This window comes from Palleronia rufa, assembly GCF_000743715.1.
GTDB lineage: Bacteria > Pseudomonadota > Alphaproteobacteria > Rhodobacterales > Rhodobacteraceae > Palleronia > Palleronia rufa.
Genome location: NZ_JQEY01000020.1, coordinates 1 through 18,796, shown reverse-complemented (window position 1 = coordinate 18,796; position 18,796 = coordinate 1). Strand labels below are relative to the sequence as shown.

The 18,796-nt window shown below is 67.9% G+C and carries 19 protein-coding genes, 1 tRNA gene and 1 pseudogene; 11 read left to right on the top strand and 10 right to left on the bottom strand.

The genetic code is table 11. The annotated features are described in order from the left end of the window. Positions 1 to 14 precede the first annotated feature (14 nt). A complete protein-coding gene (locus KW83_RS17100; RefSeq protein ID WP_036181384.1) occupies positions 15 to 977 on the top strand; it encodes an NADPH:quinone oxidoreductase family protein in 963 nt (320 codons plus the stop codon). Next, positions 974 to 1,864, top strand: a complete 891-nt coding sequence (locus tag KW83_RS17095) for a homocysteine S-methyltransferase family protein (protein ID WP_036181382.1) — start codon at positions 974 to 976, stop codon at positions 1,862 to 1,864. The genes KW83_RS17100 and KW83_RS17095 overlap by 4 nt, the downstream gene beginning before the upstream one ends. Positions 1,865 to 1,868: 4 nt before the next feature. Here KW83_RS17095 and KW83_RS17090 read toward each other — a convergent pair whose 3' ends face one another. After that, entirely contained in the window at positions 1,869 to 2,747 is an 879-nt protein-coding gene (locus KW83_RS17090) for a LysR family transcriptional regulator (RefSeq protein ID WP_036181380.1), read from the bottom strand. Between the two features lie 121 nt (positions 2,748 to 2,868). On the opposite strand from KW83_RS17090, the gene KW83_RS17085 reads away from it, so the two are divergent. From KW83_RS17085 to KW83_RS17075, 3 genes are all read left to right on the top strand, one after another. Then, entirely contained in the window at positions 2,869 to 3,081 is a 213-nt protein-coding gene (locus tag KW83_RS17085) for a DUF1127 domain-containing protein (protein WP_036181379.1), read from the top strand. Positions 3,082 to 3,190: 109 nt separating this feature from the next. Then, positions 3,191 to 3,934 (top strand): Bax inhibitor-1/YccA family protein, encoded by a 744-nt coding sequence (locus KW83_RS17080; protein WP_036181377.1) that lies wholly within the window; start codon positions 3,191 to 3,193, stop codon positions 3,932 to 3,934. 161 nt (positions 3,935 to 4,095) lie between these two features. Beyond that, positions 4,096 to 5,187, top strand: coding sequence for a sensor histidine kinase (locus KW83_RS17075; protein WP_036181375.1), 1,092 nt, complete (start codon positions 4,096 to 4,098; stop codon positions 5,185 to 5,187). Positions 5,188 to 5,680: 493 nt separating this feature from the next. Here KW83_RS17075 and KW83_RS17070 read toward each other — a convergent pair whose 3' ends face one another. Next, a complete protein-coding gene (locus KW83_RS17070) occupies positions 5,681 to 7,339 on the bottom strand; it encodes an NAD+ synthase (RefSeq protein ID WP_036181373.1) in 1,659 nt (552 codons plus the stop codon). Between the two features lie 143 nt (positions 7,340 to 7,482). Here KW83_RS17070 and KW83_RS17065 point away from each other — a divergent pair, with 143 nt between their 5' ends. Beyond that, entirely contained in the window at positions 7,483 to 8,877 is a 1,395-nt protein-coding gene (locus KW83_RS17065; protein ID WP_051928617.1) for an MORN repeat-containing protein, read from the top strand. 409 nt (positions 8,878 to 9,286) lie between these two features. Next, a complete protein-coding gene (locus KW83_RS17060) occupies positions 9,287 to 10,279 on the top strand; it encodes an LLM class flavin-dependent oxidoreductase (protein WP_036181371.1) in 993 nt (330 codons plus the stop codon). A gap of 106 nt (positions 10,280 to 10,385) precedes the next feature. Here KW83_RS17060 and KW83_RS19380 read toward each other — a convergent pair whose 3' ends face one another. The 4 genes from KW83_RS19380 to KW83_RS17040 all read right to left on the bottom strand — a co-directional run bounded on the left by KW83_RS19380 (position 10,386) and on the right by KW83_RS17040 (position 13,680). Beyond that, positions 10,386 to 10,907: a hypothetical protein gene (locus KW83_RS19380; protein WP_051928616.1), complete on the bottom strand. Its 522-nt coding sequence runs from the start codon at positions 10,905 to 10,907 to the stop codon at positions 10,386 to 10,388. A gap of 67 nt (positions 10,908 to 10,974) precedes the next feature. Further along, positions 10,975 to 12,501 (bottom strand): cryptochrome/photolyase family protein, encoded by a 1,527-nt coding sequence (locus KW83_RS17050; RefSeq protein WP_036181369.1) that lies wholly within the window; start codon positions 12,499 to 12,501, stop codon positions 10,975 to 10,977. Next, complete coding sequence (locus KW83_RS17045) at positions 12,495 to 13,160, bottom strand: SDR family NAD(P)-dependent oxidoreductase (RefSeq protein WP_036181367.1); 666 nt, start codon at positions 13,158 to 13,160, stop codon at positions 12,495 to 12,497. The genes KW83_RS17050 and KW83_RS17045 overlap by 7 nt, the downstream gene beginning before the upstream one ends. A gap of 118 nt (positions 13,161 to 13,278) precedes the next feature. Continuing rightward, on the bottom strand, positions 13,279 to 13,680 hold the full coding sequence (locus KW83_RS17040) for a SufE family protein (protein ID WP_036181365.1): 402 nt from the start codon (positions 13,678 to 13,680) through the stop codon (positions 13,279 to 13,281). A gap of 130 nt (positions 13,681 to 13,810) precedes the next feature. On the opposite strand from KW83_RS17040, the gene KW83_RS20755 reads away from it, so the two are divergent. Then, complete coding sequence (locus KW83_RS20755) at positions 13,811 to 14,254, top strand: hypothetical protein (protein ID WP_036181363.1); 444 nt, start codon at positions 13,811 to 13,813, stop codon at positions 14,252 to 14,254. A gap of 4 nt (positions 14,255 to 14,258) precedes the next feature. Here KW83_RS20755 and rnd read toward each other — a convergent pair whose 3' ends face one another. From rnd to purM, 3 genes are all read right to left on the bottom strand, one after another. Continuing rightward, positions 14,259 to 15,416: a ribonuclease D gene (gene rnd / locus KW83_RS17030; protein WP_036181361.1), complete on the bottom strand. Its 1,158-nt coding sequence runs from the start codon at positions 15,414 to 15,416 to the stop codon at positions 14,259 to 14,261. Between the two features lie 80 nt (positions 15,417 to 15,496). Next, positions 15,497 to 16,108, bottom strand: a complete 612-nt coding sequence (gene purN, locus KW83_RS17025) for a phosphoribosylglycinamide formyltransferase (protein ID WP_036181350.1) — start codon at positions 16,106 to 16,108, stop codon at positions 15,497 to 15,499. After that, positions 16,105 to 17,154 (bottom strand): phosphoribosylformylglycinamidine cyclo-ligase, encoded by a 1,050-nt coding sequence (purM, locus tag KW83_RS17020; protein WP_036181348.1) that lies wholly within the window; start codon positions 17,152 to 17,154, stop codon positions 16,105 to 16,107. Before purM ends, purN begins: the two co-directional genes overlap by 4 nt. 139 nt (positions 17,155 to 17,293) lie before the next feature. Here purM and KW83_RS17015 point away from each other — a divergent pair. From KW83_RS17015 to KW83_RS17005, 3 genes and pseudogenes are all read left to right on the top strand, one after another. Beyond that, positions 17,294 to 17,370: transfer RNA gene (locus KW83_RS17015), tRNA-Ile, on the top strand. A 166-nt stretch (positions 17,371 to 17,536) separates the two neighbouring features. Further along, a complete protein-coding gene (locus KW83_RS17010; protein ID WP_081904675.1) occupies positions 17,537 to 18,295 on the top strand; it encodes a tyrosine-type recombinase/integrase in 759 nt (252 codons plus the stop codon). A gap of 39 nt (positions 18,296 to 18,334) precedes the next feature. Then, positions 18,335 to 18,583: pseudogene (locus KW83_RS17005) on the top strand (IS5/IS1182 family transposase); the annotation flags it as partial. A 16-nt stretch (positions 18,584 to 18,599) separates the two neighbouring features. Here KW83_RS17005 and KW83_RS17000 read toward each other — a convergent pair. Beyond that, positions 18,600 to 18,796 (bottom strand): IS3 family transposase (locus tag KW83_RS17000; protein WP_036181346.1); only part of this gene is annotated, 197 nt, incomplete at its 5' end.

Here is an 18,796-nt window from a genome sequence, read left to right as displayed (position 1 = left end):
CACAGGAATCCGCCATGCGCGCCTTTCGAATCCACGATCACGACAGCCCACCGCGTCTCGACCAGATCGACCGGCCCTCCCCCGGCCGGGGCGAGATCCTGGTCCGGATCGCCGCCTGTGGGCTGAATTTCGCCGACCTGCTGTCGATCAAAGGTACATATCAGGCGATCCCGCCCCTGCCAGCGACCCTGGGGATGGAGCCTGCGGGAACGGTGGAGGCTCTCGGCGACGGTGTGGAACGGCTAAAGGTTGGACAGCGCGTGGCGGTCCATGCCGGCCACGGCGGGCTGGCGGATTACGGCGTGTTCCGCGCCGATGACGCGGTCGCGCTGCCAGATGCCATGCCGTTCGAGATCGCCGCAGGGTTCATGGTCGCCTACGGCACCTCCCACCTGGGCCTGACCCGCCGCGCCCGGCTGCGGGACGGCGAGCGGCTCGTGGTTCTCGGCGCGGCCGGCGGCGTCGGACTGACGGCGGTAGAGATCGGCGCCGCCCTGGGGGCCGAGGTGGTGGCCGTGGCGCGCGGCGCAGACAAGCTGGAGGTCGCCCGGCGGGCCGGGGCGCATCACCTCATCGACAGCGAGACGACCGACCTGCGCGCGGCGCTGAAGGACCTGGGCGGCGCCGACGTGGTCTATGACGCGGTCGGGGGCGATCTGACGGCCGCCGCGCTGCGCGCTTGCCGCCCGGAGGCGCGGCTGCTGATCGTCGGCTTCGCCAGCGGCGACGTGCCGACACTGGCGGCCAACCACCTGCTGGTGAAGAACGTCGAGGCGATCGGCTTCTACTGGGGCGGCTACGGACAGTTCGCGCCGGAGGTCCTGACCGACAGCCTTGCCGAGCTCATGGAATGGTACGTGGCCGGCAGGCTCTCTCCGCATGTGAGCGACACCTTCCCGCTCGACCGCGCGCAGGAGGGGCTGGACTTTCTTGCCGGGCGGCGATCGACCGGCAAGGTCGTCGTGACCATGACATGACCCGCGCGGCGCAACGCGATGCGGTCACCATATTGGACGGCGGGCTGGGCCAGGAACTGGTCGCCCGCGCCGGCCGGGCCACGTCGCTCTGGTCGGTTCAGGCGCTTGTGGACGCGCCGGAGCTTGTTCGCGCGGTGCATGACGATTTCTTTGCCGCAGGCGCAGATATCGCGACCGCGAACACCTATGCCCTGCTGCCCGACCGGCTGGCCGCCCATGACATGGCAGACGCCCTGGAGGTGCTGACACTGGCCGCCTGCCGGATCGCCGCGGAGGCACGCGATGCCGCCGGACGCGGAGCGGTGGCCGGCGCGCTCGGCCCCTTGGGCTTTTCCTACCGCCCCGATCTGGCGCCCCCGGCCGACGAGGCCGCCGCGATCTATGCCGGTCTGGCCCGGCTCAATGCGCCGCTGGTCGATTTCCATCTGGCCGAGACGATGTCCTCCGTCGATCAGGCGCGCGGCGCGCTCATGGGCATGTCGGTGACGGGCAAACCGTTGTGGATCGCCCTGAGCGTCATGGACAGCGACGGCACGCGCCTGCGCTCCGGCGAGCCGCTGGCGTCCATCGCACCGCTGATCGAAAAGCACGCGCCGGAGCGGGTCCTGCTGAACTGCTCCGCCCCCGAGGCCATTGCCCAGGGCTTGCCCATCCTGGCCGGCCTGAACCGGCCGTTCGGCGCCTACGCCAACGGGTTTACGGAAATCTCATCGGAGTTCGACCGCATCGGCGCGACGGTCGAGGTGCTCGACAGCCGAACGGATCTTGATCCCGCCGCCTATGCCGATCACGCGGCGCTCTGGCACGGTCTGGGTGCGCGGACGCTGGGCGGCTGCTGCGAGATCGGTCCCGCCCATATCGCCGAACTCGCCCGACGCTTCCGCTGACGCGTTATTCGGCGGCGATGCGGGGCCGGTCGAGCCGGCCGTAGTTCTGCCGCAGCAGCGCCGCCAGGGCATCCGACACCTGCGGCTGAAGCGTTCCGGCGCGGTACAGGTTGATGTTCTGGTCCGGCAGGGCCGGCAGGCCGGCGCCGAACGGCACCTTCTGGATGCCCGCCGGCAGGGTTTCGTCCAGGATCACATAGACGGCCAGGTCGGCCATTACCGCCGCCTCCGACGCCCGGTCGCTGGCCGCGTCCACGACCGACTCCCAATCGATCCCGGCGCGGTCCAGCGCCCCCCGCGCGATCGGGCTGAAGATGCAGTTGCGGCAGAACGCGAAGCGCACGGGCCGTGCGCGATAGGCGACACCTCCGGCGGCACCCGCCCAGACCAGCGGCACCCGGACCAGCGTCTCCGCCCCCTCGCCCACGGTCTCCTCGGTGGTCAGGATCAGGTCGCATTCGCCGCGCGCGAACATCTCTCGCAGGATCCGGGTCGGGTGGGACTGCAGGTGGACCCGGATCCGCGGGTAGAGCTGCGCGAAGGCCGCCAGCACCGGCGGAATCGCGGGGTAGAGGATATCGTGGGGCAATCCCACGGTGATCTCGCCCTCGAAGGCGTCGCCGGTCAGCCTGGCGATGGCCTCGTCGTTCAACACCAGCATCCGGCGCGCGTAGCTCAGGAGTTGCTCGCCGATGGGCGTCAGTTGCACGTTGCGGGCCGAACGGTCGATCAGTGACAGATCCAGCCCGTCCTCCAGGCGCTTGAGCTGCATCGACACCGCCGACTGGGTCAGGTGCAGCTGGCCGGCCGCGCGGGTGACACCGCCGACATCGGCCACGGTGACGAAGGAGCGCAGAGCGGTCAGGTCCAGGTTCCGGGGCATATCACAGTCCTTGATGCGTAAGGTCAGGAACATTCGTTTCCAAGATGTACCGTGCCGTGGCACGGATATCAACAGAAGTGATGCAGCGCGACCCAGGCATCACCGAAACCGGAGCGATGCCATGTCCCGAACCTATTCCCATGTCCTTCCTGCCCGCCTCTACCGGCCCCTGCCCCGCAGCATCCTGCTCCGTGCCTGGGCGCTCTACCGTCAGCGCCGGCATCTGGCCGAACTCTGCCCGCGGCGCCTCGAAGATCTGGGGCTCGACCCGGCTGAGGCGCGGGCCGAGAGCCTGCGCCCGGTCTGGGACGTACCCGAATACTGGCGCGGCTGACCATCTGACCCCCTCGGAGCGCCTTAGATCTTGAACCGGTGGCAGCGATTGCCAATATATCGTTCCAAGGGTCCGTTCGGCCCTCTGCTTTACCCTTAGGAGGCGATCCATGGCTGACTATCAGACGATCCGGGCCGGGACGGGAACCCGGACCGCCCAGATAGATGAGGGCCTTAAGGCCCATATGAACAAGGTCTACGGCACCATGTCCGTGGGCATGATCATCACCGCCCTCGCGGGCTGGGCGATTTCAGGCCTTGCCGTGAACGACGCCGGCCAGCTGACCCAGGTCGGCACGGCGATCTACGCCTCGCCGCTGAAATGGCTGATCATGTTCGCGCCGCTCATCATGGTGTTCGCCTTTGGGGCGGCCATCAACCGCATTTCCGCGGCCGGCGCGCAGCTGTTCTTTTACACCTTCGCGGTGCTCATGGGCCTGTCGCTCAGCTCCATCTTCCTGGTCTACACGGGCGTCTCGATCGCGCAGACCTTCCTGATCACGGCGATCGCCTTCGCGGGACTGTCGCTCTGGGGCTACACCACGAAAAAGGACATCTCCGGCTGGGGATCGTTCCTGATCATGGGCGTGATCGGTCTGATCGTGGCGTCCATCGTGAATATCTTCCTGGGCAGCCCGGCCATCGCCTTCGCGGTATCCGCCCTGGGCGTGCTGATCTTCGCGGGACTGACCGCCTACGACACCCAGAAGATCAAGAACGACTACATCCAGCATGCGCAGTCGGCAGACCGGGAATGGCTGGCGAAATCGGCGATCATGGGGGCGCTGAACCTCTATCTCGACTTCATCAACCTGTTCATGTTCCTGCTGAGCTTCATGGGCAACAGAGAATAAACACCATCAGATCCGACCATCAGGCCCGCCGGCATCCCGGCGGGCCTTTTTCGTTGGCAGCCCGGAAATCGGTAAGAATTTAGGCAATCGGCCTGATCCGATAAGAGAGATGAAACCATTCCGGCCCATGCTGTCAGTCGTCCAGCAGGCAGAGGTATCGGATGTATGACGGTCAGACCCTCGATGTCGATCCATTCTTCAGCACGCTGGATTTCATCGGCAGCGCGATCTTCGTAGTCGACCGCGTCGGCCGCGACCGGTTTCGCATCGCCTATCTGAACGCCCACTACCGAAAGGTGTCCAACCTGGACATGGCGGCCGTCACCCGCGCCCCGATAGATGAGGTTTTTCCGCCCCGCATCGCCCAGGTCCTGGCGGGCAACTACGCGCGCGCCCTGCAGCAAAGCGAACCCTATTGCTACGACGAGCTCCTGGCCGTCGACGGGCGCGAGACCTGGTGGAGGACCACGCTCAGCCGCGCGCCCGGGACGGCGCGTCGGCCCGACCGGCTGGTGGGCGCCGCGGTCGAGGTGACCGATCTCAAGCGCAAGGAGATCCGCCTTGCCTCGGAAATCGCGGACCGGACCCAGTCCCTGTCGGACGTGCGCACGCTCGCCGCGCTGTCGGCCCATGACCTTCGGGGGCCCCTGGCCAACGTCGTTTCCCTGACCGACATCGTCCTGGATGGGTTCAGCGACCTCGGCGACGGCAAGCGCGACATGATCGAGGCGTGCGGAGATGTCGCCCGCACGTCGCTGAAATCCCTCGGGGACCTCATGGCGCGGGTGGGTGAGGACGGTTCGGACGACGTGCCGCCCGATCGGGTGGACCTGTCGCGCCTGTGCCGCGACCTGACCGCCATCGCCGATCCGGCCGGACGGCTTGCGATCACCTCTCCGGAGGCGCTGGTCGAAACCGATGAGGTCGTCCTGCAGGTGAGCTTGCGCAACCTGATGGACAATGCAGCGCGCTACACGCGTGGCCGTATCGACATCGGATTGGCCGAAGATCGCGCGCAGGGAACGCTGATGCTGACGGTCGCGGACGACGGCCCCGGCTTTCCCAAGGACGCCGATCCGCTGGGTCGCGCGATGCAGGCCCGGACCGACCTCTCTGCACGCGGGTTCGGCCTGGGCGCGGTGATCCGCCTTCTGGCCAGTCGCGGCGGAAAGCTGGACCATCTCCGCCGACCCGGCCCCGGCGCGACGATGCAGGTCACCTTGCCGGGACGGATCCTCAATCCCGCATCCTGATCCGCGCTGGCCTCCGAAACCCCGCGAAGACCAACGGATCGCGATATGTCTGGCGCCGCCGGACCCGTTCCGGCCGTCTCGTGGACATGGCAAAGGGCGACCGATGGAACAGGCCGGCCTGCGACGCGCGATCAGAACGGCCGGGCGTGCGGCCATGAGAAAGCCCTGCGACACTGCGCAGCATCCAGCGCGCAACGCGCGGGCCCGCACAGCACCGGGGACGGATCGCCTGGGTCGAAGTCAGCCGCGTGGTCCGGCCGAAAAGGCCGCGCGTGCGATCGGTCGTCCGCCGCCATGCGCGCGCCGCGCGGCCGACCCTCTCGCAACACCGCACTATTGCAGACGGCAGACGGACCGACGGAACGTCTCTGGCAGACATCCGCCCTGCGACGGACGGGCTGCGTTTCGCCGGTCCAGGAGACGAACGGCGCCGGGGAACCGCGCCGGCGACGCAAGGACAGCATCCGGACAGGCGGACTGGCCATGTCCTGCGTCAGGACGGGTCGCGCCAGCGGTTCACGATCGGATAGCGCCGGTCCAGCCAGAAGGCGCGCGGACTGAGGCGCGCGCCGGGCGCGGCCTGGAAGCGCTTGTATTCGCTGCCGTAGATCAGTGCCTCGACCTTTTTCACCATGTCGCGCGGGTGGCCGGCATCGACGACTTCGGCGACGCTTTCCTCCAGGTCGATCAGGCGCTCCAGAATGTCGTCGAGCACCGCATAGGGCGGTAGCGAATCCTCATCGAGCTGCCCCTCCCGCAGCTCCGCCGTCGGCGGCTTGTCGATCACGGCGGGCGGGATGATCTCTCCTGCCGGGCCCATCATCCAGGGTCTGTGGTTGGCGTTGCGCCAGCGGCAGGTCTGAAAGACGCGGGACTTGTACATGTCCTTGATCGGATTGAACCCGCCGGCCATGTCGCCATAGATCGTGGCATAGCCCACCGCGACCTCGGACTTGTTGCCGGTTGTCAGCAGCATCTCACCGAACTTGTTGCTGAGCGCCATCAGCGTCACACCGCGCAGGCGGGACTGGATGTTTTCTTCGGTGACGTCCTCCGCAAGCCCGTCGAACAGCGGTCCCAACGCCTCTTTCATCGCCCGGCGCGGACCTTCGATCGACACCGTGTCGAGACGGCAGCCCAGCGCCCGGGCCACCGAAGCGGCATCGTCCAGAGAGGTCTGCGAGGTGTATTCCGACGGCAGCATCACGCAGCGCACGTTCCGGGGGCCAAGGGCGTCCGCCGCGATCGCCGCCACGATGGCCGAGTCGACCCCGCCGGACAGGCCCAGCAACACCTTGCCGAAGCCGGACTTGCCGCAGTAGTCCCGGAGCGACTGGACCATGACGCGGTAGTCCTGCTCCCATTCGTCGGGCAGGGGCGGACGCGGTTTCTGCAGCGCCACCCAGCCGTCGCCCCGGCGCTCCAGGTCCACGTGCCGCAGTTCCTCGTCGCAGAACGCCATCTGGTGGGCCAGCGCGCCGCCCGGATTCAGCACGAAACTGGCCCCGTCGAACACCTGATCGTCCTGGCCGCCGACCATGTTGAGATAGAGGAGCGGCAGCCCGGTCTCGACCACGCGCGCGACCATGTGCCCCAGCCGCAGGTCATGCTTCTGGCGGTGGTACGGAGAGCCGTTCGGCACCAGCAGGATCTCTGCCCCGGATTCGGCCAGCGCCTCGGCCACGTCCTCATGCCACGCGTCCTCGCAGATAGGTGAGCCGATGCGAACCCCCCCCACGCGCACGGGCCCGGTGATCGCGCCGGCGTCGTAGATCCGCTTTTCGTCGAAGACCGCGGCGTTCGGCAGGCTGTGCTTGAGCACCCGCGCCGTTACGCGCCCGCCCTCGCAGATCCAGTAGGCGTTATAGAGCGCGTCGCCGAACGCATAGGGCGCGCCGACCGCCAGCGCCGGCCCATCGGCGCAGTCGCGCGCCAGCGATTCGACCGTTTCCATCGCGGCACGGCCGAAGGCGGGCTTCATCACCAGGTCCTGGATCTGGTAGCCGGTGATGAACATCTCCGAAAAGGCGATCAGGCCGGCACCCGCCGCCCTCGCCTCTTTCCAGGCCGCGCGCACCTTGGCCGCATTGCCCTGAAGGTCGCCCACCACCGGGTTCAACTGCGCAAGCGTGATGCGAAACGTGTCGGTCATGGCGGCCCCTCTTCATGCCCAGTCGCGACTTACCAGAACCCACGCGGATGGGAAGGGAACCGACCGCCGAAACTCTTGCGGGTATAGGGGCCGCTGGCTACCCTTTGGGCCGAACGGACGGACCGCACACAAAGGACCCGAGCGTGCTGAGAGCAACCACCGCCATCGCGCTGATCGCCCTGACCGGCACGGCCCAAGCGCAGGACGGCGAGATCGTCACCAAGCAATACGAGGACGGCGGCGTCTACGAAGGCACCTTCACCGACGGCAAGCAGGACGGCACCGGCACATATCAGCTGCCCAACGGCTACGAGTATTCCGGCGACTGGGTGATGGGCGAGATCCGCGGCGAAGGCACGGCGCAGTTTCCCGACGGGTCGGTCTATGAGGGGTCCTTCGTTTCCGGCAAGCCCGATGGGCAGGGGCGCATCACCTACGGCGACGGCGCAACCTACGAGGGGACCTGGGCAGCCGGCGTCATTCAGGGAAAGGGCGTCGCGACCTATCCCGACGGGTCCCGCTACGACGGCGAATTCCGCAACGGCCGCCGGCATGGCCGCGGGCGGCTGGAGACCGCGCAGGGCTATGTCTACGAAGGCGGATGGCTGGATGGCGTTCAGAGCGGACAGGCCACGATCACCTATGCCGACGGCTCAACCTACACCGGCACGATGCAGGCCGGTGTTCAGGAGGGCGAGGGCCGCCGCGAGACCGCCGGGGGACTGGTCTACGAAGGCACCTGGTCCGGCGGCAAGATGACCGGGACCGGCACGCTCACCCTGCCCTCCGGCGATGTCTATAGCGGCCCGGTCGTGGACGGCCAGCGCCAGGGCGACGGGCGGATGGACTATGCCGACGGTGGTGCCTATGCCGGCGGTTTCAACGCCGACCTGCGGGAGGGCAAGGGCAGACTGACCCGGCCCGATGGCTATGTCTACGACGGAGACTGGGTCGCCGGCCGGATCGAAGGCGACGGCAGGGTCGTCTATCCCGACGGCGCCGTCTACGAGGGACAGTTGCGCGACGACCTGCCCGCCGGGCGCGGCAAGATCACCTATGCCGACGGCACGACCTATGTGGGCGGGTGGAAGGCGGGCCGGATCTCCGGCGACGGGGTGGTGACCCATGCCAACGGCGCGACCTATGAGGGCACCTTTGCGGACGGCAAGCGCGAGGGCCAGGGCGTTCTGACGTTGCAGGACGGAACGGTCTATGACGGCACCTGGGTCGGCGGCGTCCGGGAGGGCACCGGCACGATGAGCTATCCCGACGGGTCGGTCTATACGGGCGGGTTCGCGAACGACCGGCGCCACGGCACGGGGACGATGACCTATGCCGACGGCGCGACGTATGAGGGCAACTGGGTCGAGGGCCGGATCGAGGGCGAAGGAACGGCGACCTATGCCAATGGCGATGTCTATACCGGCCTCTTCGCCGATGGTGTCCGCGAGGGTCAGGGAACGCTCCGCTACGCCTCCGGCGCAAAGGACAGCGGGGTCTGGACCGATGGCGCGCTGACGGCGCCCTCCGGCGGCTGATCGGGACCGGCTGGGCGGCGGGACCGCGCCCGCCCAACGTTCCGCCAAGGGCCGGCCAGGCCATGCACGGGAGCGGGCCTGCCATTCAAGGCCCCGGCAGTGCCTGGCAATTCCGCGACGTCCGGACCCTGCCGGGTGCGCGCGCGATCGCCAGGGCGACCGGCACGGGCCCGCGGTGTCCCGGAGCCCGCCCTGCAGCAACACCGATGCAGCGCCTAGCTGGCGGACGACAGGTCGCGCCGGCCAACGGGGCGCGCGGCCCCCGCGGCGTCCCGCCGTCACCTGGGGCCGGCTGCGGCATCGGGGTTTTCGGCCATGGGCGGTCGCGCCGGCCGGATCGCGCATCGCCGCCCGCGTGCTTTTCAGGAACCGCCGCGGTTCCCATATGGACCGGAAAGGAGTCGGTCCCATGCGCTATTCCCTGCTCGATCTCGCCCCGGTGCCGGAGGGCGCCACCCCGGCCCAGGCGCTTGCCGACAGCGTCGATCTGGCCCGCGCCGCGGAGGCGCTCGGCTATCACCGCGTCTGGCTGGCGGAACACCACAACATGCCCGGCATCGCCTCCTCCGCGACCGCGGTTCTGATCGCCCACATCGCGGCCGCGACGCGGACCATCCGGGTGGGGGCCGACGGGATCATGCTGCCGAACCACGCGCCCCTGATGGTGGCCGAGGCGTTCGGCACCCTGGCCACGCTCCATCCCGGACGGATCGACCTGGGGCTGGGCCGGGCGCCCGGCGGCGACATGGCCGTGGCGCGGGCGCTGCGCCGGCCCGGTCAGGACGATTTTCCCGCCGACGTGGCGGAGTTACAGCGTCTGCTGGGCCCGGCACGTGCCGGCGCCGCGGTCCGCGCCTTTCCCGGTGAGGGCACCCACGTGCCGCTCCATATCCTTGGCTCTTCCCTTTACGGTGCCAGTCTTGCCGCGCACCTGGGCCTGCCCTATGCCTTCGCATCGCATTTCGCGCCCGACGCGATGGAGGACGCGCTGCGCCTCTACCGAGAGCGCTTCCGCCCGTCTGAGACGCTGGCGCGGCCCTACGCGATGATCACGGTCAATGTCTTCGCCGCAGAGACGGACGCCGAGGCGCGGCGGCTGCGCACCTCCATGCAGCAGGCCTTCGCGCGGCTCAGGAGCGGACAACCCGGACCGCTTCCGGCTCCTGTGGACGACATCGAGGAAGCCATCGGCGCCCCGATGCTCCGGGCGGTGGACCATGCGCTGCGGATCAGCGCCACCGGGACCGCCACACAGGTCCGCGACCGCCTGGCCGACCTTGCGCGACGGCACCGCCCGGACGAGATGATCCTGACCGGAACGATTCACGGTTCCCGGGCGCGAAGGTCGTCGTTCGAGATCGCGGCCCGCGCGGTGCAGGAGGCCGGCGCGCTCGCGGCCTGAGGGGCGAAGCACGGCCCGCACCGCAGCACGCATCGTCCCGCCGGATCGGCGGCGGGGCGGGATCGCCGCCGCGCAGCGATGATCGGCCCCTCAGGCGCGGCGCACGTCAGCCGAGCGCGTCCCGGTGAAACCGTTCCTCGACGAAGGAGACCGGCCGCCCGTCCAGTTCCGCCACGCCGCGAAGCGTCAGCAACGGCACGTCCGCGCGTTCCTCGGCGCCGCATCCAAGGTCTCCGACGCCGGGCGGCACGAAGATGCGGACCGTCTTGCGGGTCTGTCGCCCGGGTGCCAGCGCGGTCCCGAATGGCGTGTCGGTCTCGAGCAGCAGCGCAACGGCGCTTTCCGGAAGCCGCGTCGGCACGAACCAGTTGTCGGCGTCGAGCAGCGGCACCGATCCGGCCATCAGCGTGATGCGCCGGAAAAAGACCGGCTCATGGGGGCGCAGGAGAAGCGCGGGCTCCGTCGGCGGATCCACGGCATCGGCGCGCAGGTGGACATGTGACCGGAGCGGCACCTGGCCGATGCCGCGGGCGGCACACCATTCCGTCATCGCCGCGGTGACGCTCTGCGCGCCGAGCACGGCCGACCGCAACGCCTGCGCGCGGTCCCGCAGATCGTTCTCATCCATCGCCGTCCCTTTTCTGCCGGTTTCATGGCATCGCATGTCCCCTCAGGGAATCGGCGCGCCTTTGAAATCAGACAACGGCGCCCTGGGCCATTCGGTTCAGGAAAGTTTCCGCCTCCGACAGGATTGTACGGCGCCGGTCTTCGTCCATCCGGTCCCAGTTGGCGTAGATCCGGCTCATGCGCGGGTTCTGCGCGAACCGGTCGCGGTGGCGATTCAGGAAATGCCAGTAGAGCAGGTTGAACGGGCAGGCGCCCTCTCCCGTCTTGGTCTTGGCGCTGTAGTGGCAATCGCCGCAATAGTTCGACATCCGGTCGATATAGTTGGCCGATGAGACATAGGGCTTTGAACCGACGATGCCGCCGTCGGCGAACTGGCTCATGCCGATGACATTGGGCGCCTCTACCCATTCATACGCATCGGCATAGACCGACAGGTACCATTCATGGACCTGATAGGGGTCGATCCCGGCCAGAAGCGCGAAATTGCCCGTGACCATGAGGCGCTGGATATGGTGGGCATAGGCCTCGTCCCGGGTTTGCGCCACGGTGAGGGAGACGCAGCGCATCCGCGTCTCTCCGCCCCAGTAGAACCACGGCAGGGACCGCGAATGGCCCAGCTCGTTGCGGCGTGTGTAATCGGGCCCTTCCCGGAAGTAGATGCCGCGCATGTATTCGCGCCAGCCGATGATCTGGCGGATGAACCCCTCTACCGCGTTGATCGGCGCATGCCCGTCCCGCCACGCCTCTTCCGCCGCGGTGCAGATCTCTTGCCAGGTCAGCAGACCGGCGTTGAGATACATCGAGACGACCGCATGATAGAGAAACCCGTTCTCCGCCAACATCGCGTCCTGATAATCGCCGAACCGCGGCAGGGCATGGGTGATGAAATGGGTCAGGGCGCGCCGCGCCTGGCCGCGGTCCGTTGCGAAAGCAAAGGGCCGCAACTGCCCGAAATTGTTGTCGAAGCGGCGCGCGACCAGATCCAGAACCTCCTCTACCTCCGCGTCGGGGGTGAAGGACATCGGCCCGCTGAAGGCCACCGCGTCCGGGGCGGGCTTGCGGTTGTCGTGGTCGTAGTTCCACTGGCCGCCCGCAGGCTCGTCCCCGTCCATCAACAGCCCCGTCTTGCGGCGCATGTCGCGGTAGAACCACTCCATCCGCAGCTCCTTGCGGCCCTCCGCCCAGTCCTGGAACGTGGCGTGGGACGCCAGAAACCGGTCATCCTGCAACTGCGTGATCCTGAGGGGACAATCGTCCAGCGCCTGGATCAGCCGCCATTCGCCCGGCTCCGTGGCGATGACCTCATCGGTGCCGTGCTGCTCTGCGCGCCGCAGGAGTTCGCCCGGGATGGAGCCGGCATTGTCGGGATCGTCGAGCCGGGTGTAGGCGACGTCGATCCCGTCGCGGCGCAATGAGTCGGCGAACTTGCGCATGGCGGCGAAGAGGAACGCGATCTTCTTGGGATGATGGGGAACATACCCCGCCTCATCCCCGACCTCCGCCATCACGACCAGATCGCCCGGCTCATGGCGCCGCAGCGCCGCCATGTCGGGGGAGAGCTGGTCGCCCAGGACCAGGATCAGGCGGCTCACCAGGGGATCTCCCGGCCCGCGTAGTCGCGAAATCCGCCGCTGTCCCGGGTGGTCAGGCCCCCGATCGTGTCGATCAGGTTGCGGGCGGCCGTATCGGGGGTGACCTTCTCGTGCTCGGGATAGTCCGCGGTGAAGCTGGTGGAGACGGTGCCGGGATGCAGGCAGATGGCGATGGCCTGCCGGTGGGTGCGGGCAAGCTCCACCGCGGCACCGTGGATCAGCGCGTTGAGGGCCGCCTTGGACGTCCGGTAGGAGTACCAGCCCCCCAGCCCGTTGTCGCCGATGGAGCCGACCCGCGCCGACAGGACGGCAAAGACGAACCGTGCCTTGCGAGGGATCGCGGGCTTGAGATGCTTCAGGACCAGCGCGGGACCAAGGGCGTTCAGCGCGATCTGGGCCATGAGTTCCGGCGCCCCGAGGTCGGACAGCGACTTTTCCGGCGCGTCGCGGGTGCAGGTCAGCGCGCCGGTGGCGACGATGACCAGATCCACCGGGCCGATGCCGTCGAGTGCGCTGGCCACACTGTCCTCATCCGTGATGTCGAACCCGTCCTGCCTGCGCGACAGCGTCGCCACCGTACATCCGCGCCCCGTCAGTTCCCGGACCAGTGCCGCGCCGATGCCACCGGAGGCGCCGACGACCAGCGCCCTATCAGCGGCCATGGGATCGCGGCGCGTTGGGGTGATTATCTGTACTGGCCCTTGTCATGGCCGGCCATCTAAGTCCCCAGAGAGGCCGGTCAATCCGGCGGGACAGCCGGTCGCAGCCCCCCAGCCCCGCTCAGCCGGCCGAGGCGCGGATCCGCTCGACCATCGCCCTCAGTCCGTTGGAGCGCTGTGCGGAGAGGTGATCGTGCAGCCCCAGGCGCGCCAGTTCGGCCCGCGCGTCGATCCGCGGGATCTCTTCCACGGCGGCACCGGCATAGAGCGCGTGGAGCACCGCGATCAGCCCCTTGACGATCATCGCATCGGAATCGCCCTGAAAATCGAACCGGCCGCCGTCGACCGACGGCATGATCCAGACCTGGCTGGCACAGCCGTCGACCTTCGTGGCAGGAACCTTCAGCGCATCGTCCATGGGTGGCAACGCACGGCCCATCTCGATCACGTGGCGATAGCGGTCCTCCCAGTCGTCCAGGAATTCGAAGGTCTCCGCGATGTCTTCGAAGGCGGGGCTGGCCATGGGCTCTCTCGTTCGGGCTACGGTGGGCACGTAGGCGCGGCGGGCGGGCGCGGCAACCGCCGCAGGCGGCTTTTCACCGCGCGGCGCATGGGCTACTGCCGTTCGGGAACGACCATTGGGGAGGGCTGGCATGGGCCGCGTTCTGATCGGACTTCTCTGCACCGCCGCGCTGGCCGGCTGCGGACCCCTTGGCGGCAACGGCCCGTTCGGCCGGTCCAGCGACCTTGCGGCCCCGTCCCCGGCGCCCCTTGACGGGGTCGCCGACGCGCGCCCCCCGATCGACCGTGTCGAGACGCTGACCGTGATGCAGACGCCCACGGGCGCCGTGATCCGCGCGACCGGCATCGCCCCCGCTCAGGGCGCCTGGAACGGCGCGCTGATCCCGTCTCCGCAGCGCGCGCCGGGGGTGCTGGCCTATACGTTCCGCGCCATTCCGCCGGAGACGCCCGGCGCCGTCTCCACCCCGCGCTCACGCGAGGTGACGGTGGCCGTGTCGGTGCCGAACCGGCAACTGGCCGGAATACGGGAGATCCGCGTGTCGGGGGCCAGCAACGCCCGCTCCGTCCAGCGCTGAGGCGTCAGATCTCGAAAACCTCGACCTCACGTCCCTTGGCGTAAAGGCCGACCTCTCCGGCGATGAGCCTCAGCGCATCGGCGCCGAACACCTTGCGGCGCCATCCGGTCAGCGCGGGCAGGTCGCGGGCGCCGCCCGCGATCAGGTCCAGATCGGCAGAGGTGGCGACCAGCTTCTGCGCCACGCCGGCACTCTCGGCGCGCGCCTTCAGCAGAACGCGCAGCAGATCGGCCAGCGCCGGATTGACCGGCGGGCCGAAGGCGCGCTTGTCCAGCGGCGGATGGCTCTCCGGGTCGGAGGCCTGACCGCGGGCGACCGCCGCCAGGATGCCTTCGGCGATCTCTCCGCGGCGCGCCTCACGCAAAAGCAGACGGGAGCCGGCCAGATCCTTTTCGGTCTGCGGTTTGGTAGACGCCAGTTCCACCAGCGCGTCGTCCTTGAACACCCGGCTGCGCGGAACGTCGCGGGACTGGGCGTAGCTTTCGCGGAACGCGGCGAGTTCCCGGACGATGGCCAGAAAGCGGCCAGACTGGGTGCGGGTCTTGACGCGCTGCCATGCGTCCTCCGGGCGGGTGACGTAGGTGGCCGGGTCGGTCAGCACGGCCATCTCTTCCTCGACCCACGCGGTGCGCCCGCTGCGGGCAAGTTCGGCGGCCAGATGTTCGTAAACCGGCCGCAGATGGGTGACGTCGGCCAGCGCATAGCTTTTCTGCGCGTCGGTCAGCGGACGCCGGGACCAGTCCGTGAACCGCGAGGACTTGTCCACCTGAGCCTTGGCGATCTTGCGCACCAGCGTCTCATAGCCGACCTGCTCTCCGAATCCGCAGACCATGGCCGCGACCTGGGTGTCGAACATCGGGTCCGGCACCACCTTTCCGTCATGAACGAAGATCTCCACGTCCTGGCGCGCGGCGTGAAACACCTTGACCACCGACGTGTCGCGAAACAGCGCGTAGAGCGGATCAAGCGACAACCCCTGAGCCAGCGGATCCACCAGAACGGCATCGTCGTCGGTGTCGCCCGGCACGGCCAGCTGCACCAGGCAGAGCTTGGAGTAGTAGGTCCGCTCGCGCAGGAACTCCGTGTCGACGGTGACGTAGTCGAAAGACCTGGCCCGGTCGCAGAACGCGGCGAGTGTTTCGGTGTCGGTGATGGTGATCATGCGGCGGCAACGGTCCTGGAATGGCTTGGCGGGGTGATACGTCGCGCACGGGCCGATGAAAAGCCCGCCTATGTGTGCGCTTACCCCGCCACGTGATCGGTGGCGTCGAGCCAGACCGGGCGGCGGTCACAGGCAGCGAAGCGCCGCAGGACCGCCGGATAGAGACGATGCTCCTGGACCAGGACGCGCGCGGCCAGGGTGGCGGCTGTGTCACCCGGGCGCACCGAAACGCGCGCCTGGCCCAGGATCGGGCCGTCGTCGAGTGCCGCGGTGACCTCATGGACGGTGCAGCCGGCCTCTGCCGCGCCGTCGGCCAGGGCGCGGGCGTGGGTGTCGAGCCCGCGATAGGCCGGCAGGAGGGACGGGTGGATATTGAGGATCCGGCCGCGCCAGCGCTCGATGAAGGCAGGGGTCAGGATGCGCATGAACCCGGCCAGGCAGAGGATGTCGGGGGCCGCGGCCTCAAGGGGCCGCGACAGCGCGGATTCGAACCCGGCGCGGTCGCCGGCGAAGGGGCGGTGCGGCACCGCCGCCGTGGCGATGCCCATGTCGCGGGCGCGGTCCAGCCCGCCCGCGCCCGGATCGTTCGAGAGCACCAGGCAGGGACGCGCCGGGTGGTCCCCGGCCATGCTGCGCACAAGGGCAACCATGTTCGACCCCCCGCCCGACAGCAGGATCGCCACCCGTTTCATCCCAGCGTGCCGCTGGTGCGGACCCCATCGCCGGCCACGACCGTGCCGATGCGGGTGTGGGCGACGCCCTGACGGTCGAGGATGCGGCACGCCGTCTCGATCCGATCCGGCGCCACCACGGCGACCATCCCGATGCCGCAGTTGAAGGTCCGAAGCATTTCCGGCAGCGCGACGCCGCCGGTGCGCGCCAGCCAGGCGAAGACCGCCGGCAGCTCCCAGGCCGAAAGGTCGATTTCGACCCCCAACCCATCGGGCAGGACACGTGGCAGATTCTCGGCCAGGCCGCCGCCGGTGATATGGCACAAGGCCGCGGCGGCGCCCTGGCGGTGCAATTCCAGGCACGCATCGACGTAGATCTCGGTGGGGGTCAGGAGCGCGTCGCCAAGGGTCCGGCCCGGCGCGAAGGGCGCGTCCGCGTCCAGCGCCAGCCCCGACAGATCGACGATGCGCCGCACCAGCGAGAACCCGTTGGAATGGATCCCGTCCGAGGCCAGCCCCAGCAGGCAATGCCCTTCCGCCACGTCGCGCGGCAAGTCGCGGCCGCGCTCCATGGCCCCCACGGCGAAGCCCGCCAGGTCGAAATCGCCTTCGCCATACATGCCCGGCATCTCTGCCGTCTCACCGCCGATGAGCGCGCAACCGGCGCGGGTGCACCCTTCGGCGATGCCGTCGATCACCTCGGCCGCCTGGTCGATCCGCAGCTTGCCGGTGGCGAAATAGTCCAGAAAGAACAGCGGTTCCGCGCCCTGGCACACAAGGTCGTTGACGCACATGGCGACCAGGTCGATGCCGACGCCCCAGACCGCCCCGGTGTCGATCGCCAGCCGCAGCTTGGTCCCCACCCCATCGGTCGCGGCGACGAGGACCGGATCCGTGTAGCCCGCCGCCTTGACGTCGAAGAGCGCCCCGAAGCCGCCCAGGCCCGCCATGGTTCCGGGCCGCCGGGTGCGGCGGGCGGCGGGCTTGATCCGCTCGACAAGCGCGCTGCCGGCGTCGATGTCGACACCTGCGTCGGCGTAGGTCATCCCCTTCGGCGTGTCCGCCATCGCGCTCTCTCCCGGAATGGTCACCGGCGCGTTACCGCAGGCGCGGGCGCGTCGCAACGCCGAAGACATCGGCCGGCGATCCGTTCCGCCCGCGGCGCCTTTTCCGTGCCGTCCGGGTCTGCTATGGCGCGGGCGTGGCGGGCCTGTAGCTCAATTGGTTAGAGCAGAGCGCTCATAACGCTTTGGTTGGGGGTTCAAGTCCCTCCGGGCCTACCAAAAATTCATCCCGATACGTCCCAAATAGACTGCAAGTTACTTAAAAACAGTGACTTACAGTCTACTTGCGTGTCCATGCGTCCCAATGAATTCCCATGCGTCCCAGCTTTTGTTGGTATGATTTGTTGGTATCATCACCGCGATACCAACAAAATGAGTCGACGCCATGCCCCTCACAGATGCGCAATGCCGTGCAGCCAAGCCTGCCGAGAAGGTTCAGAAGCTATCGGACGCGCGCGGACTGTTCCTGCAAGTCACGCCAGCAGGATCAAAGCTATGGCGTATGAACTACAGGTTTGAAGGAAAACAGCGCACCGCCGCTTTCGGCTCATACCCTGATGTATCCCTCGCATCTGCCCGGATGAACGCCGCCGAGTTGAAGGACAAGCTGGCAGCGGGGATTGACCCTGCCGTGAAGGACGGCGCAGCCGCAGCGCCTGACAAGACATTCAAGGACGCCGCCCGCGCATGGTTCAACGCCAGAGAAGCGCAATGGGTATCAGGCTACGCCGCGCGCATATGGTCTCGACTTGATGCGGACGTATTCCCAAAAATCGGCAGTAAGGATGTGTCCACGATCACCCCTGCCGAAATCTTGGCACTTCTACGCGTGATCGAGGATCGCAACGCGTTGGAAATGGCCAAGCGTGTCCGGCAGACGATCAGTCTGGTGTTCCGCTATGCCGTGGCGAATGGCTGGGCGCTGCAAGACCCCGCCGCACCTCTTGCCGGTGCCATGAAGTCTGCACCCCGACAACAGCACCGCGCGGCATTGAAGGAAGATCAACTGCACGACTTCTTTGCAGCCCTAGCCACCTATAGCGGGGACAGGGCTACGGCGCTGGGCTTGAAGATTATTGCCCATACCTTTGTTCGCACCTCGGAACTGAGGCTGGCAACGGGCTCTGTTGCACAAACCCGGTGAGGGATTCATGTCGTGAGTCCAGCGTGGTAGCTGGACGACATGAGCAGACCCACACCGCCAACCTACAAGACCAAGAACTGGCCGGCCTATAATGAAGCGCTCAAGCGCCGTGGCTCGCTGACGATCTGGTTTGACCCAGAGATGATCTGGGATGCTGCGCCGACCGGCAAACGCGGCCGACAGCCAACCTACAGCGATACCGCCATCCAGACATGCCTGACGATGAAGGTTCTGTTTGGCATGGCGTTGCGCCAGACGACCGGGTTCGTCGAGAGCCTGTTGCGTCTGAGGTGCCCCTAGTTTCCTAGACACCTGCCTCTTTCAGTTTCTGCTGTCTGATTTCGAAGTCAACGGGCGACAGCATGCCGTTGTTCGTGTGCTTGCGCTTCGGGTTGTAGAAGAGCTCGATGTATTCGAACACGTCCTGCCTTGCCGCTTCTCTGGTCGGATAGGTGCGACGTCTGACCCGCTCCCGTTTCAGCAACTGAGGCTCTGTTGCAC